At 46.5% G+C, this 14,967-nt stretch carries 13 protein-coding genes, 1 other RNA gene and 1 pseudogene; 8 read left to right on the forward strand and 7 right to left on the reverse strand.

What is annotated here, in order from left to right; all coding sequences use genetic code 11:
* Positions 1 to 25 precede the first annotated feature (25 nt).
* Positions 26 to 730, forward strand: coding sequence for a flagellar brake protein (locus tag AR383_RS06845; protein ID WP_055732461.1), 705 nt, complete (start codon positions 26 to 28; stop codon positions 728 to 730).
* Between the two features lie 35 nt (positions 731 to 765).
* Here AR383_RS06845 and AR383_RS06850 read toward each other — a convergent pair whose 3' ends face one another.
* From AR383_RS06850 to AR383_RS06870, 5 genes are all read right to left on the reverse strand, one after another.
* Positions 766 to 1,968: a multidrug effflux MFS transporter gene (locus AR383_RS06850; protein WP_055732462.1), complete on the reverse strand. Its 1,203-nt coding sequence runs from the start codon at positions 1,966 to 1,968 to the stop codon at positions 766 to 768.
* A 162-nt stretch (positions 1,969 to 2,130) separates the two neighbouring features.
* Positions 2,131 to 2,988 carry an ABC transporter permease gene (locus AR383_RS06855; RefSeq protein ID WP_055732463.1) on the reverse strand — a complete coding sequence of 286 codons (858 nt, stop codon included), beginning with the start codon at positions 2,986 to 2,988 and terminating at the stop codon, positions 2,131 to 2,133.
* A 6-nt stretch (positions 2,989 to 2,994) separates the two neighbouring features.
* Positions 2,995 to 3,852, reverse strand: coding sequence for an ABC transporter permease (locus AR383_RS06860; protein WP_055732464.1), 858 nt, complete (start codon positions 3,850 to 3,852; stop codon positions 2,995 to 2,997).
* Positions 3,842 to 4,957: an ABC transporter ATP-binding protein gene (locus AR383_RS06865; RefSeq protein WP_055732465.1), complete on the reverse strand. Its 1,116-nt coding sequence runs from the start codon at positions 4,955 to 4,957 to the stop codon at positions 3,842 to 3,844. Before AR383_RS06865 ends, AR383_RS06860 begins: the two co-directional genes overlap by 11 nt.
* 45 nt (positions 4,958 to 5,002) lie before the next feature.
* A complete protein-coding gene (locus tag AR383_RS06870; RefSeq protein ID WP_055732466.1) occupies positions 5,003 to 6,073 on the reverse strand; it encodes an extracellular solute-binding protein in 1,071 nt (356 codons plus the stop codon).
* A 448-nt stretch (positions 6,074 to 6,521) separates the two neighbouring features.
* Between AR383_RS06870 and recN the strand changes: the two genes are divergently transcribed.
* Together recN and AR383_RS06880 are read left to right on the forward strand one after the other, a co-directional pair.
* Positions 6,522 to 8,189 (forward strand): DNA repair protein RecN, encoded by a 1,668-nt coding sequence (gene recN, locus AR383_RS06875; RefSeq protein WP_055732467.1) that lies wholly within the window; start codon positions 6,522 to 6,524, stop codon positions 8,187 to 8,189.
* A 76-nt stretch (positions 8,190 to 8,265) separates the two neighbouring features.
* Positions 8,266 to 8,625 carry an outer membrane protein assembly factor BamE gene (locus AR383_RS06880; RefSeq protein WP_055732468.1) on the forward strand — a complete coding sequence of 120 codons (360 nt, stop codon included), beginning with the start codon at positions 8,266 to 8,268 and terminating at the stop codon, positions 8,623 to 8,625.
* Between the two features lie 50 nt (positions 8,626 to 8,675).
* Here the strand turns inward: AR383_RS06880 and AR383_RS06885 are convergent, their stop codons facing one another.
* Both AR383_RS06885 and AR383_RS06890 read right to left on the reverse strand, forming a co-directional pair.
* Positions 8,676 to 9,020, reverse strand: a complete 345-nt coding sequence (locus tag AR383_RS06885; protein ID WP_083481744.1) for an RnfH family protein — start codon at positions 9,018 to 9,020, stop codon at positions 8,676 to 8,678.
* A 2-nt stretch (positions 9,021 to 9,022) separates the two neighbouring features.
* A complete protein-coding gene (locus AR383_RS06890) occupies positions 9,023 to 9,451 on the reverse strand; it encodes an SRPBCC family protein (RefSeq protein ID WP_055732470.1) in 429 nt (142 codons plus the stop codon).
* A gap of 367 nt (positions 9,452 to 9,818) precedes the next feature.
* On the opposite strand from AR383_RS06890, the gene smpB reads away from it, so the two are divergent.
* The 5 genes and pseudogenes from smpB (at position 9,819) to AR383_RS06910 (ending at position 14,467) form a co-directional block, all read left to right on the forward strand.
* Positions 9,819 to 10,304 carry an SsrA-binding protein SmpB gene (gene smpB / locus AR383_RS06895; protein ID WP_055734973.1) on the forward strand — a complete coding sequence of 162 codons (486 nt, stop codon included), beginning with the start codon at positions 9,819 to 9,821 and terminating at the stop codon, positions 10,302 to 10,304.
* A gap of 256 nt (positions 10,305 to 10,560) precedes the next feature.
* A complete protein-coding gene (locus AR383_RS06900; RefSeq protein ID WP_055732471.1) occupies positions 10,561 to 11,214 on the forward strand; it encodes a nicotinamidase in 654 nt (217 codons plus the stop codon).
* Positions 11,215 to 11,235: 21 nt separating this feature from the next.
* A complete protein-coding gene (pncB, locus tag AR383_RS06905) occupies positions 11,236 to 12,462 on the forward strand; it encodes a nicotinate phosphoribosyltransferase (protein WP_198150214.1) in 1,227 nt (408 codons plus the stop codon).
* A gap of 112 nt (positions 12,463 to 12,574) precedes the next feature.
* Positions 12,575 to 12,941, forward strand: a transfer-messenger RNA (tmRNA) gene (gene ssrA / locus AR383_RS21225).
* 481 nt (positions 12,942 to 13,422) lie between these two features.
* Positions 13,423 to 14,467: pseudogene (locus AR383_RS06910) on the forward strand (IS110 family RNA-guided transposase).
* The last annotated feature ends 500 nt before the right edge of the window (positions 14,468 to 14,967 follow it).

Raw genomic sequence — 14,967 nt, forward strand, 5'->3', positions numbered from 1 at the left:
TATGTAATAACAAGGGAGTGTTATCTTGGCAACAGCAGTAAGCCCGCTGGTTAAGCAGCGTCAGGAAGTGATTAGCATCATGCAGCAACTTCGCTTTGGCGATGTACTAGATGTACAGTTCATCAAAGGCAGTAACGTTAGGATCAAATGCAAACTGGTAGGCTTAGACGATGCAAATTTTTTAATCTTTGCTGTTCCCCGCTACGCCCAGCACGGCCATAACGATGTATTGCAAGAAGGCATGGCCTGTATCGTACGTTCAATTATTGAAGGCGAAGCCGGACAGTGTATCGCTTTTCGCAGCAATATTACCGACATCATCAAGTCGCCTAAGCATCTGCTGTTTGTTAAATATCCCAGTGAAATAGAACGCTTTAGTTTGCGTAAGCAACAACGCGCCAGCACCCGCATCCCTGCCATGTTAACCCACCGTTCATCGGTGCACGACCAGCAAATCGAAAATGATTTAAGCTTCGACGGAGTAATTGTAGATTTATCTGCGGGGGGTTGCCGCTTCAAAGTCAAATGGCCGGAGAGCTATGGTAAGTGTTTATTAGATAAGGTTTTTATCTACATCCGCATACCCAGTCAGCCAGAAAATGATACGGTGATAGAAGGCAGTATAAAAAGTCAAAGTCGCGACGGCCACCAGCATCTCGCGCTTGGAATAAAATTTGACGAGCAAGCCGAGTTGCATGATTTATTCACCCACCTCGCCCTAGAGATTTAACGACAACTCTCACCTATCCACAACGCACGGCCCCACTAAGCCTTAGCGACGGGCCGATCAAACAGCTTAATTAGCAACAAAGCCGTCACCGCCATAAACAAAAAGCCCAAGTTTAAAGGGTAAACGGTATTATTAAAGCTGAGGCCAATTGCACTACCAATTGGGATCCCCACCAAGGTAGAAATACACGCCACAAAGGCCGAGCCTAACCCCGCGATTGCGCCCAGCGGCTCCATCGCCAAGGAGTTAAGATTACCAAACAGTAAACCAATACAGAAAAAAGCCGGGATCAAATAAGTCATTAGCCAAAACAGACTCGGCACGCCCTGAGTCTTCACTAACAATAGGCAAAATAGCGAGCTTAACCAAACCAAGCTCCACAGCGCCCATAGAATCATCCGCCGCATGCCCATTCGTAATACGATGCGCCCATTAACCACCGACGCTAAACCTATCGACATAGCCGATAAGGCAAATAATAGAGCGAAGTTATCCCCCTGTTGGTATAACTGAATAAATAACAAGGGAGCGCTGTTTAAATACCCCATAAAGCCGCCAAATACTAAGCCCGACACCAAGGTGTATACCAATGCTGTGCGCTCGGCAAACAACAGCTTTAGGCCCGCTAGCATATTAGCGATGCTCAAGGCGCGGCGCTTTTCTACTGCCAGCGTCTCTTCTTGAAACAAGCAGAAGCAAATCCCCGTCACCAGCGCCATCGCTAACAACACACCAAAAATCCAACGCCAGCCGGCCAGGTTTAAGACCACTTGGCCCAAGGCTGGCGCTACAATCGGCACCACAATAAAAATCGAAAATACCACCGACATAACACTGGCCATTTCCGCCCCCTTTAACTTATCCCGCACCAGTGCAGTGGTGATAATTCGTGGTGCTGCTGCGCCTATTCCTTGCAATACTCGCCCGGCAAGGAGCCAAGCAAAAGAGTCCGCCAATACACACAGTATACTGCCTAGTATAAACAGGCTATAGCCTAAATAAATGGGACGTTTGCGGCCAAAAGCATCGGATAAAGGGCCATAAATTAGCTGGCCAAACGACAAACCAATGAATAAAGAAGTAATGGTCCATTGCGCATAAGCCTGATTACTTAGAGAGAAATCTTCGGCAATCACCACTAAGGCTGGCAACATGGCATCAACTGACAAGGCGACTAAAGACATCATGCCGGCTAATAACAATACAAAGCCTTTAGACTGGTGCTGAGCGTGTTTCACTGGCAACTCCCATTGAAAAATATCGGCCTTATATCATGCCAAGCAAGCAATAGCGACCACGAAAAACCAGCCAAACGCTTACTATAAAAAATAGTTCATCGCTTGGCTGGCGGACTCAGCAAGTCACATAAAACGGTAAATACCGTGGGAACCCAGTAATAGCTAACTTGAAGGTTTTTCGTCGCTGTTGAGTAACATCGATAGCAGAGCCACTACGCCAGAACCGAGCATCAGTAACAACGATACCGCATTTAACACTGGGGTAGACCCTTCGCGTAGTCGGTCATACATGGCAATGGTTAAGGGGGCATCGGAGCCCACCAACATCAAGGTGGTATTAAAGTTTTCAAAGGACATTAAAAAACTCACCACCGCAGCACCAATTAAAGCGGGTGATAGAAACGGTAAGACCACCGTAACAAAAGCCACCCATGGGCTAGCGCCGAGATTGAGTGCGGCTTCTTCTAGGCTGAAATCAAACTTACGCAAGCGAGCAATCACCACCAAGGTCGCAATAGTGGTAATAAAGGCCACCTGCCCCAGTACCACCAATACAAAACCCGGTCTCAACCACTGTAGATCCCAGCCAATGGTGTTCTCTAAGCTATTGGCCAAGCCGCTACTGGCCACCAAAATAGCCACACCAAGAATTACCCCGGGAATCACCAAGGGCAATAACAAACCAATGTATAACCAGTTTTTCCCAGGAAAATCAAAACGCACAAACAGCCAAGCATTGGCCGTAGCGAGTAACAGCGAAAACAGCGTCACTAAACAGGCTATCATCGCGCTCACGCCAATACTGGATAACAAACCTTGGTCATAAAAAATCCCTAACTTGGGTTCCTCCTGACCAATAAACCAGTCTAAGGTAAAGCGCTGCCAAGGCAGAGCAGCAAACACGCTGTCGTTAAAGGCAAATACCGCCACCACGGTTAAGGGCAAAGCTAAGAACAACAGAAACAACAGCATGTAACTCACATAAGCCGACTTCGCAGGACCACGTAATTGGTGCAACATAAACCATTACCTCCCTAACGTTCGGCTAAACGATTGACCGCTGAGTTTTAAACCCAAAGCCACCACCAATGACGAAACCAACAGCAATATCACACCAAAGGCCGCGCCGAGTTCCCAATTAAATCGGGTAATAAATTGGGTAAAAATTTGCTCGGTAAACCACAAACTGTCTTTGCCGCCCAGTAAACGCGGGGTTAAATAATTGCCCAGACACAACATAAACACCATGATACAGCCAGAGACAATGCCCGGCATGGCATAAGGCACCACGATAGAGCGCGTAACATTCCAGCCGTTGCCGCCCAAATCATAACCCGCTTCGATTAAGCTTTGATCCAAGCCTTCAAGGGTACTCACCAAGGGCACCACCATGAATAACATCGAGGTATAAACCAGCCCCACTAACATGCTTACATCATTATATAAAAACTCGATGGGTTGCTCGCTTAAGCCCAGCGCCATTAGGCCTTGGCTAATCACTCCCGACTCTCGCAACAGAATCATCCAACCGTAAGTGCGTACTAACTCACTCACCCAAAATGGCAGTAAGCAACTCAGCAATAACAAACGCTTGGTTTTACCCTTGGCGACCTTGGCGATATAAAAAGCCACCGGGAAACTGACCAACAAGGTAATTAAAGTGGCCAATAAAGACATCCAAACCGTTCTTAATAAGGTGCGCCAATACAAGGGCTCTGAAAAAAACTGCTGATACTGATACCAACCATGACTGTCGCCCGCCATGTAATCACGTTTAATAAACGACAGCTCTACCATCTGCAAATGCGGCAGTACAATCAGCAGTACAAACCACAGCACAAAGGGCAATAACAACAGATAAAACCCTAGCGTTTTAGCTTTCACTCGCCACCTCGGCAGCAATACAAATCGCCTGTTTGGCATTCCAATAAATACGCAGTTGGCTACCCACTACTACATGCTGTAAGGAGAAGTCGGCGCCGGGGGCCACTTTGTATAAATCATGGTGGTGAATATCGCGCACCACCAGTGTCGAGCTTGCGCCATCAAACAAACACTCTTCCACTTGTACATCAAACTGATTATCGGCTTGCACATCTTGCCCCGCCTCGGCAATGCCAATCGCTTCGGGGCGAATAAATACACTCACCCGCGCATTCACGCTATAGGCATGAGGAGTGGCAACAATTAAGTGTCGCCCACGGGCGGTTTTAAGTAACGCGATGTCTTTTTTCTGCTCAAACACCAAGGCTTTTAAACTATTGGTTTGGCCAACAAACTTGGCCACAAAAGCACTTTTGGGCTGATAATACAGCTCTTGGGGGCTGGCTAATTGCTCAAACTTACCATGATTCATCACCGCCACTTTATCCGACATAACCAAGGCTTCTGATTGGTCATGAGTGATGTAAATAAAAGTGGTGCCAAATTCTCGCTGTAGGTGTTTTAACTCAACCTTCATTTTTTCGCGAAGCTTTAAATCTAAGGCTCCTAAGGGTTCATCTAATAGCAATAGGCGCGGTTCTAACACTAAGCTACGAGCTATTGCAATGCGTTGCTTTTGTCCGCCAGATAACTGAGAAATTTGCTTTTGCTGGCTGCCATTTAAGCCTACGCGTTCTAATACATCGGTAATTTTTCGGCTTCGCTCAGCCGCCTTAACGCCGCGGCGTTTCAGGCCATAAGCAATGTTTTCGGCCACATTCATATTGGGAAACAAAGCCAGATGCTGAAACACCATATTCACCGGGCGTTTGTTTGGCGCTAGCTCATTCACCCGCTTCTGGTGAATACGAATTTCCCCTTCACTGGGTGACTCAAAGCCAGCCAACATTCTTAATAGCGTCGTTTTGCCGCAGCCCGAGGGGCCTAAAATAGAGAAAAAAGACCCTGCTTCTACAGCAAAGTTAAGGCTGTCTACTGCAGTGAAATCAGCAAAACGTTTAGAGAGATGTTCACACTCAAGATCAAAATTAGCGTTATCCGCCATAGTACATCCAAGTTAAAGCTGAGGGGCCAGGCGGCCCCAAGTGATTTATTGTGCCGCTTGCACGCGGTCTAATACTTTTCCTTCCATGGCTTCTAGGCCTGCAGGAACGGCGGGATACCATTTAATATTATCGATATCATCACTGCTAAAGCTGGTATTAAACTGGGTCTTAGCCTGCTCATTTACAAAGGCGTCAGAGCCCTTAGAGGCAGTGAAGTTGCCGGCAGCTTCGGTGATTTTAGCGGCAATTTCAGGGCGCATAACAAAGTTAATCCACTTATAGGCGGCATCTACAGCTTTAGATTTTCGAGGAATAGCAAAGGTGTCAATCCACCCTAAAGCACCTGATTTAGGCGCCACAAATTGAATGTTTTGCTGATCGCGATTGAGCTTCCAGCCACCCGCATCCCATGCCATAGCCGCCACTACTTCATTTGAGCGGATCAAGTTCATTAACTCGTCGCCGCCAGACCAATAGGTTTTCACTAAAGGCTTACAGTCGATTAAAGCTGCTTCCACCTTATTCAAAATCTCTTGGTATTTGCCCGCATCACTATAGGCGGCAAAAGGATCTTCACCCAAGGCAAAGGCAAAGCCAATCAAGGTGGGACGTTTCAAGCGGTAAGACACCTTACCGGCATATTTTTTCTGACATAAATCGGTGTAGTCGGCGACATCCTTGGCCATGTCAGTATTCACTACCAAGCCGCTGGTTCCCCAAACGTGAGGCACACCAAACACCTTGTCTCCCACCGCGGTGTTTTTCTTAGTGGCTGCCAACATTGAAGTAATAAACTTGTCTTGTTCAATACGGGATAAATCGATGGCTTGGTAAATACCAAACTGTTGCTGAACGCCAGTAATACGGTCTTGGCTAGGCTGAGCCAAATCAAAACCCGAGCCACCGGTGGCGCGCAGCTTAGAAATCATGTCTTCGTTATTCGACTTGGTCACCTTCACTTCAATGCCGGTTTCCTTTTCAAACAGCTCAATCACCTCTTGCGGCGCATAGCCACCCCAAGTTAATAAGCGTAAAGTTTCTGCACTGGCCTGTGCACTGAGTGCTGCGCCCATACTAAGTAGCAAGGCACTTAGTGTTAAACGTTTATTCAACATAATATCTTCCATGTATTCTAGGTTAATTGGTATACCGACAAGTGCGGCACATATACAACAACTATTTGATAAACATGCACGAATTCGATGACACTAATGTGACAAACTCCATCCTAGTAGCAAATCCTAAGGCTGAAAAGCCTCATACCTAGCTTTTATTGCTAGGGGGAAGCGTAAGGCCTAATGCTCGACTCTAAGAACCAGCCAAATTTCAAACTTATCTATACGTTTTGTCTGTATTTTGCCTAAGGAACATTAAGATTCACTAATAAAACCGGGCATTTACCGCACACAATACTAATGCACATTTTTTACTCTAATTTTGATTATTTTTTAAACCCCAAGCCTTAGTTCGCCTTTAGATGAAACTTTTAAACTTGATGCTTGCGCCAATTCTCATGTCGCTATATATTTATACAGTTACTGTATAAATGAACAGGTTTGAAAAATGCTCACTCAATTAAGCGTACAAAACTTTGCCATTGTTCGATTTCTTGAATTAGATCTGCATGCAGGGATGACCACCATCACCGGCGAAACCGGCGCAGGTAAGTCGATTGCCATCGATGCCTTAGGCCTATGCTTAGGTAATCGAGCCGAAGCAGGCATGGTTAGACAAGGTGCCGATAAAACTGAAATTACCGCCCAATTTGACATAAGCGACAATACTCACGCTCAGCTATGGTTAAAGCAAAATGAACTCCTGAGTGACGAAGAGTGCATTTTACGCCGTGTGGTCACCAAAGAAGGTCGCTCTAAGGCCTATATCAATGGCACGGCCGTGCCACTGGCTCAGCTAAAAAGTCTGGGCCAGTACTTAGTGAGCATTCACGGGCAACATGCTCACCAACTCTTACTCAAACCCAGCCAACAACTGGCCATTGTTGACCAATATGCCGCTCACCCACAGTTAATCACAGAGGTGAAACAGGCCTATCAAGCTTGGAAGGGCCTGTGTAATGAAAAAGAGCTCGCCGAACAACAGCAAAATGAGCTAGTGGCTCAACGTCAGTTATTGGAATACCAAGTTAAAGAATTAGACGAGTTTGCCCTGCAAAACGGTGAATACCAAGAGATTGAACAACAACACCAATGTCTGTCTCATAGTACAGAACTGCAACAAACCAGCTATCAGCTTAGCCAGTTGCTCGGGCAAGACGAGCAAATGAATATTACCGACATGCTGGGTCAAGCCTGTAAAAGCATTAGCCACTTGCTAGAACTCGACCCTAAATTAGAAGTTATTAGCAACCTCATTCATGACGCGCATATTCAAGTTGAAGAGGCCACTTCGCAGCTTAGCCACTATAGTGAGCAACTAGATTTTGACCCAGAATTATTTGCCGAGTTAGAAGCTCGCCTTGGTCAAGCCTTGGAGCTAGCCAGAAAGCACCATACTAGCCCAGAGCAATTGCCCGAGTTACACCAAAACCTACAACAACAATTGAACGAACTCAGCCAACAAAGCGAGCGCTTTGAGCACCTTAGTGAAGACATCGATAAGGCCTGGCAAGATTACCTAGAAAAAGCGCAAAAACTCTCGAAAAGCCGCGAACGAGCAGCTAAAGCGCTGGGTAAACTCATAACCAAAGAAATTCATAAATTGAGCATGGCTAAGGCACAATGTGAGTTTGCCCTACAAAGCGATGCCCAGCAGTTTACCAATGCCAATGGTATAGACCGAGTAGAATTACTGGTGCGTACCAACCCCGGCCAAGCCATGCAAGCCATCGAAAAAGTCGCTTCTGGCGGTGAATTGTCTCGAATAGGCTTAGCCATTCAAGTAATTTGCTCTGCCAGCATTCTAACTCCTACCCTGATTTTCGATGAGGTGGATGTGGGTATTAGCGGGCCAACCGCTGCGGTAGTGGGCAGCATGTTGCGCCAACTAGGTAAACAATGCCAAGTATTGTGTGTTACCCACCTACCGCAAGTGGCGGGTCATGGTCATCAGCAAATGTTGGTAAGCAAGCAACAGAAGAAAAATGAAACCATTACTCAAATGCAAAACTTAAGCAGTGAGCAACGACTCAGCGAGCTAGCACGCTTGCTGGCCGGTGATGCCATTACCCCATCGGCACTGGCAAACGCACGAGAATTGTTGATTGAGGACTAATTTCTTAGTAATCGACGCTTCTTTTTAGCTCTGTGCTTAGTTATGATGCTTGCCTTAACAAGGAGCTTCGATTCACATGCGTTGTACTGCAAAAGTTTTAATTCTACTCGCCAGCCTTGGCCTTAGCGGCTGCTCTGCCTTCAACTGGTTGGTATATAAGATTGATATACCCCAAGGTAACTACATTGACGATGCTAAAGTTGAGCAACTGCGTATTAACATGAGCAAAGAACAAGTACGTTATGTACTTGGCACTCCTATGTTGATTGACGCCTTTGATAAAGAACGCTGGTACTACTTATATAGTTACAAAAGCGGTGATGGCGAGTTTGAGAAGCGTAACCTAATCATTCAGTTTGTTGATGACCACTTAGCCCTAGTAGAGGGGGACTACCAAGTCAGTGAAGACTTTATGGTTCCTTTAGAAGACAGCTAATAGACACTTCAGCAACAAAAAGCCAGATCATCGAATCTGGCTTTTTGCTATTAGCTCGCGGTATTTTTAGTTTTAGGCCTGCCGCCGGTTACCTTACTCGCTCGTCCCTCGGCTTTAGCCCGCTCTGCTCTTATTTTGCGAAGCTCTTTTGGGTCGGCAATTAAGGGGCGGTAAATCTCGATGCGATCGCCATCACGTAATTCTTGGTCAAGCTTTGCCATGCGGCTAAAAATGCCTACGGTGGCATTTTCTGGGTCAATTTCAGGAAAATGCTGCACTATCCCCGACTGCTTAATTGCAGTTAAAATATCACAGCCCTGCTCCACCTCTAGCGCTAACAAGACCTGATTGTCGGGCAGTCCGTAAACCACTTCTATTTTAATTTTCTCGGCCACCACTAATACACCTGTTTCGCTCTATCTACAAAGGCTTGCACCATGTTACCCGCAAGCTCGTTAAACACTCGACCAAAAGCCGCAGCAATCAGCTTGTTACTAAACTCAAAGTTCAAATCCAAGGCTACTTTGCAGGCCTGTTCATCTAAGGGGATAAACTGCCATACTCCAGATAACGATTTAAATGGGCCATCAACCAAATTCATGTGAATTGACTGATTTTCACTCAGGGTATTTTCGGTAACAAACTTATTGCGAATGCCCGCTTTCGCCACACCAACCTCGGCAACCATACTCGACGGGCCTTGCTGAATAATTTCACTGTTAACACAACCGGGTAAAAACTCTGGGTAGGCCTTTACGTCATTCACCAATTGGTACATTTGCTCGGCACTGTACATCACCAAAGCACTACGATTTACTTGCGGCATAAGCCCACTCTTCTAACAAAACTGACAACATTTTACCATTAGCTCTAGGGCCTGTTGACCTCTCGCGGTAAATTTTTGTTCGAGATAAAAGCGTTTTAATCGCGGCGAGAGGTTTGTCGCCTAGCATTCTAAGTAAAACATCTCTCTACAAAGAGTAAAACGCTTTTAGCCGACCCCTTTGGGCAGCGTTTGTGGGGTCTTTCTACTGCGTTATCGGCTTATCAAGTAGAATAACTACATTTCAAAGCCTCTGTCTTGTATAAAAATCCTACAAAATGCTGCAAAAAACATCTCGAAAGATCAACAGGCCCTATTGATCCGCACAATATCAGTTTTCAAGCTTCGCTGCATGCGTATAATAGCGCCCATGAGTAAGAAAAAATCAAAACAAAAAGCCGGCTCAAATACCATCGCGCTAAACAAAAAAGCGCGCCATGAATACCGCATCGAAGATAAGTTTGAAGCGGGTCTTGAGCTACAGGGCTGGGAAGTAAAATCCATGCGAACCGGAAAGGTTAACATCGCAGAGAGCTACGTATACGTACGCGACGGCGAAGCCTTTATTTCCGGTTTGAACATTCAACCACTTATCTCGGCCTCAACCCACGTAGTGGCCGACCCAACCCGTATTCGTAAGTTGCTGCTTAACCGTCGCGAACTGGATAACTTAACCGGTGCTGTTGAGCGCCAGGGTTATACCATTGTCGCCACCGCGCTGTATTGGAAAGGTTCTTGGGCAAAATTAGAAATTGGCCTAGCCAAGGGTAAAAAAGACCAAGACAAGCGTGAAGACATAAAAGACCGCGAATGGCAGCGCACTAAAGAGCGGGTAATGAAACACAACCTGCGTTAACGCTAAGGCCATCGCGCACTCAGTTACAAGGCGCAACACCCGCGCCTTGATGTTTCTGTTTAGCGCCAGCACTAAGCTTTAATCCAGCATATCACCTGAGCACAAACTCACATGGCTAAACCCTAGAGCAGTAAACATTTGGCCCAAACCCTTATAGCAAATGGGCAAATCACCAGAGCATAGTCGCTATTTAAAATTTGTGATTAAATACGCCTTGTAAAGGGAACTGCGTCGTTTTCCAACCAAGGGATCCAGAATGTCCAAGGCAAGATTAATTGCATCAATCGATGTTGATGCCCAGAAAACCTTCACCCCACTTTGTCCCAAGGAATTACCGGTACCCGAGGGAGAAAAAATAGGCCCAGCCCTTAACGCACTGGCGGCTTACGCCGACCTGCGAGTAATGACAAAAGATGCCCATTCCGCTCAGGCGCCTTGGGTAGTTAACTGCCCCGAACAAATGTTGCAGCCGCTGGGTTTAGAAAACGCCGATGTCACTTGGGTCGCCCATGCCGTGCCCGGAACCACAGGCTTTGAGCTACTCGACGAGCTTCCCTCTCCGCTAGATTATGACTACCGCGTTTATAAGGGGATTGAGCCAGATTTGCATCCCTACGGCGCCTGTTATCACGATTTGCAAGAGCAAGTGTCAACCGGGCTAATAGAGTGGCTGCATTACCAAAACGTGGGCATTATATTATTGGGCGGCTTAGCCTTAGACTACTGCGTAAAAACCACCGCCCTACAGCTTAAACGCGCCGGCTTCGAAGTCGTGGTAGTATTGGAAGCCTGCCGTGGCATTGCAAGCGATACCAGCGAAACAGCCAAAACAAAAATGCTCGCAGCCAACATTCAGCTATGCGAACAAGTAGGCCAACTGCCAGCACTGCTAGCAAGCATTAATAATTAAGCCTTAACAATGAGAGACCCGATGATGTCTGAACGCCCGCTGATTCAAGGCATACTCGATACCGACTTCTACAAACTCACTATGGCTCAAGCCTATTTGCACCAAACGCCCAAGGCCGAAGCCGAGTGGGAGTTTAAATGCCGCAGCGAAGAAGATCTCAGCCTCTATGTTCCAGAACTAAAAGCTCAGGTAGAGAGCTTCGCCGAACACACCCTGAGCGACCAAGAGTTTCAGTACCTAAGGGAAAACTTTAGCTTTATATCAGACGACTACTTACAGTGGTTAAAACAGTTTCGCTACCAGCCAGAACTACTCTCAATTGAAGCAAGAAATGGCCAATTAGTAGTGAGCGGGAAAGGCCCTCAACTGCAAGTATCCCCCTTTGAAATTCCGCTAATGGCAGCCTTGTCGGAAATTCGCAACCGTCATCGCTACCCGCAGATAAGCCCTGAGCACATTGAACAAGCCACCAACCGTAAAATTAAATCACTGGAAAGGATGGGCGATACAGTTGACCTCAGTGGCTTCCGCTTCGCCGATTTTGGCACCCGCAGGCGTTTTTCTTTTGCCGCGCAGCAACAAATTATTGCGCAGCTTCAACAGCAACTGCCGGAACACTTTGTTGGCACCTCCAACCCCTTGTTAGCAAAACAGTTTAATTTGGCCTGTATTGGCACCATGGCCCACGAATGGTTTCAAACCCACCAACAGCTGGGCTATCAGCTAGCAGACTCGCAGCGCGCCGCACTAGAGAACTGGATAACAGAATATAAAGACGACCTTGGTATTGCCCTCACCGACATCATTGGTATCGATGCCTTTTGTCGTGATCTAAACCGCCGACTGGCAAGCAACTATAGCGGCTTTCGCCACGACTCCGGCGATCCCATCCTCTGGGGCGAAGCGATTTTGACCAAACTAGAAGCGCTGCAAGTGGACCCCAGCAACAAAACACTGGTATTTAGCGATGGCTTAAACTTCGAGCGCGCCGTTAGCATTTACCAACACTTTAATGGCCGAATTGGCCTCAGTTTCGGTATTGGAACCTGGCTGATGGGCGACCTTGGCCTCAACCAACCCATGAACATGGTAATGAAGATGGTGCGACTAAACGGCCATCCGGTCGCCAAAATTTCCGACAGCCCAGGTAAAACCATGTGTCGAGATAGAGCCTTCTTAAAATCACTCATGAAGGTCTTTGCGGTCAACTCCACCACCCGCAATGCGGTACTGGCTCAATTAAATTAGGCCACATTGAGCACTTATCGTCGGCAACTCAGGCCATCGTTTAAATTCGCAGCAGTCGATAACACAATGCTAGGTGAACACCTAACAACTGTGTTACACTGCGCGAAATTCCGGGGCTGAATTGGATTCGACAGGATCAGGAAGGCTTGTGGAGCATGTCGTGGGGCGGTTTGCCACGTAAAAAGCCGCAAAAAAATAGTCGCAAACGACGAAAACTACGCACTAGCAGCTTAATAACCTGCTAGAGCACTTCTACCCTAGCTTCCGCTTGTAAGACGGGGATTCATAGAAGTTCAAAACCAAACAAGATAGCGAGGGAAGCTTTGACTAGAGAGCTGAACCGCGAAATAGAATTCTGGTATGTTAATTAGTGGCGTGTTTGTCCGCAGCTGATTAACGAGAATAAAGACAAACTAAGCATGTAGCGCCATTGGTTAGAATGGTTTTGGACGCGGGTTCGAAACCCGCCAGCTCCACCAATACCAAACCCACTGTTTACCAACAAATTCAATAAGTTGTAAACAGTGGGCGTATCAAAAACCCACTAAAAACCCACCCAATTACAGCATATTTCCAACCCATTTCAGCACAATAGCAGCCCCAAATTAGCTTTGTAAAAAGCTCTCGATTTGCCAATTTGGGTTGAAAACTTAAGCCCAAATGCTTTGGGTCAGTTAAAGCTTAACGTTTATTGCTTAACCCCAAACGGCGGCCAGTTTTACTTGACCACTACAGTTTCTATGCTGGTGTTAATCGGTAGGAATAGACTTGTGCGCGTTGCCAGAGGGGAGCATTTCAACTCCCTAATCATGGACAAAAAAATTTTTGGCTAAATATTGATGAACGAAAACAGCCAACTGCTTTTTGTTCTTGTTAATTAGCTTGATACTCATTGAGCCTTCTCCCTCAACCTAGTTCGAACTAAGCTGAAGGCGACGAAACCAAATAGGAGAAGACTCAATGAGATTTTACACCCAACAGCACCCTTATTACTGTGGCATCGATCTGCACGCTCGCGTTCTTTATGTTTGCATCATTAATGATAAAGGCGAGAAAGTCCTACATCAAAAGATCCCCGCTGAGAAGGACGCTCTTTTAGAACTCATCACTCCTTACCAAGACCAAGTCGTTATTGGGGCCGAATGCATGCACTGTTGGTACTGGGTCAGCGATTTATGTCTCGACTATGCATTTGAATTTGTACTCGGCCATGCGCTCTACATGAAGGCTATCCACGGTGGTAAAACAAAGAATGACCGCATCGACTCTTATAAGATAGCCATGCTTCTTAAAGGCGGGAACTTCCCTATTGCTTATGTTTATCCTAGGCAAATGAGATCAACGCGCGATTTGCTGCGCCGCCGAACTCGTATTGTCAGACATGGGGCTGATTTGAAAGCTCATGTCACCAATACCTTCAGTCAATATAACCTTCCTGCCCATAACCTTAATCTGCGCTACCCATTTGCTAGAGAAGAGCTGCGGAATTGCTTTGCTGATCCGTCGGTGCAGCGAAACGTCGATATTGATTTGAACATCGTTGACTTCTATACCCGAGAACTTTCTAAAGTAGAATGGTTTATCGAGAAGCATGCCAAATACCATAGCGCTCAAGATTACAGTTTGCTCCGTACCATCCCCAGTATTGGCCGGCATCGTAGCCCTCACCATTATCTACGAAATTGGAGACATCAAACGATTTTCCAGCGTTCAGAAGTTTGCCTCATATAGCCGGTTAGTAAAATGCAAAGCTGAATCAGCAGGCAAGATATATGGTACGAGTGGAAACAAAATCGGTAATGCGCATTTGAAGTGGGCATTTTCAGAAGCGGCAGTGCTTTATCTAAGGGGAAATGAGGAAGCGAAGCGATATCTGCAACGTTTACTAAAACGCATGAGCAAGGCCAAGGCGTTATCGGCATTGGCGCATAAGCTTGGTCGCTGTGTTTACTTCATGCTAAGGAACAAAACAGTGTTTGACCCAGAACGCTTCTTGTCGAGTTAAGTCGCTCAGTAGCGTGAGCTGAAGATCTAACTGGTGCTGTGAATGAGTATATTAAATGGCCGCCCCTAATGGCATAAAGCCGACGCATAGGCCTTTTATACCAACGAAGTACAAGCCCGATTGCTTTGATTAGCCACGCTATTGGTGCGCCATAGTGACGAACAGCAAAGTTGCTTACACCTGAACCAAGCCTGAAACTAACTGAGCACTGAAGCTCCTGGGTTTGAATAGAGCTGGTGAAGGTTAACCGATGAATGTCTAGTGGCCCTGTAGCTCGCCTACAGGCAGCGGAGAGACCGCAATAAGAGACCCTCTATATGTGTTTGCCGTAAGCACGCTTAATGGCGGAAATGACAGAGCGAAGTAGCCAGCTTCGCTGTTCGATACGATTGGCTGCTGACGCAGCCAATAAGTTCGTATTACCTATTGACGGGAGGAAGGCTCATATGTGTTAGGCATTTAGTGTGTATTATGTAACCCAAGAAAAAACCTAGCGCAAA

Source organism: Agarivorans gilvus, from assembly GCF_001420915.1.
Lineage (GTDB): Bacteria > Pseudomonadota > Gammaproteobacteria > Enterobacterales > Celerinatantimonadaceae > Agarivorans > Agarivorans gilvus.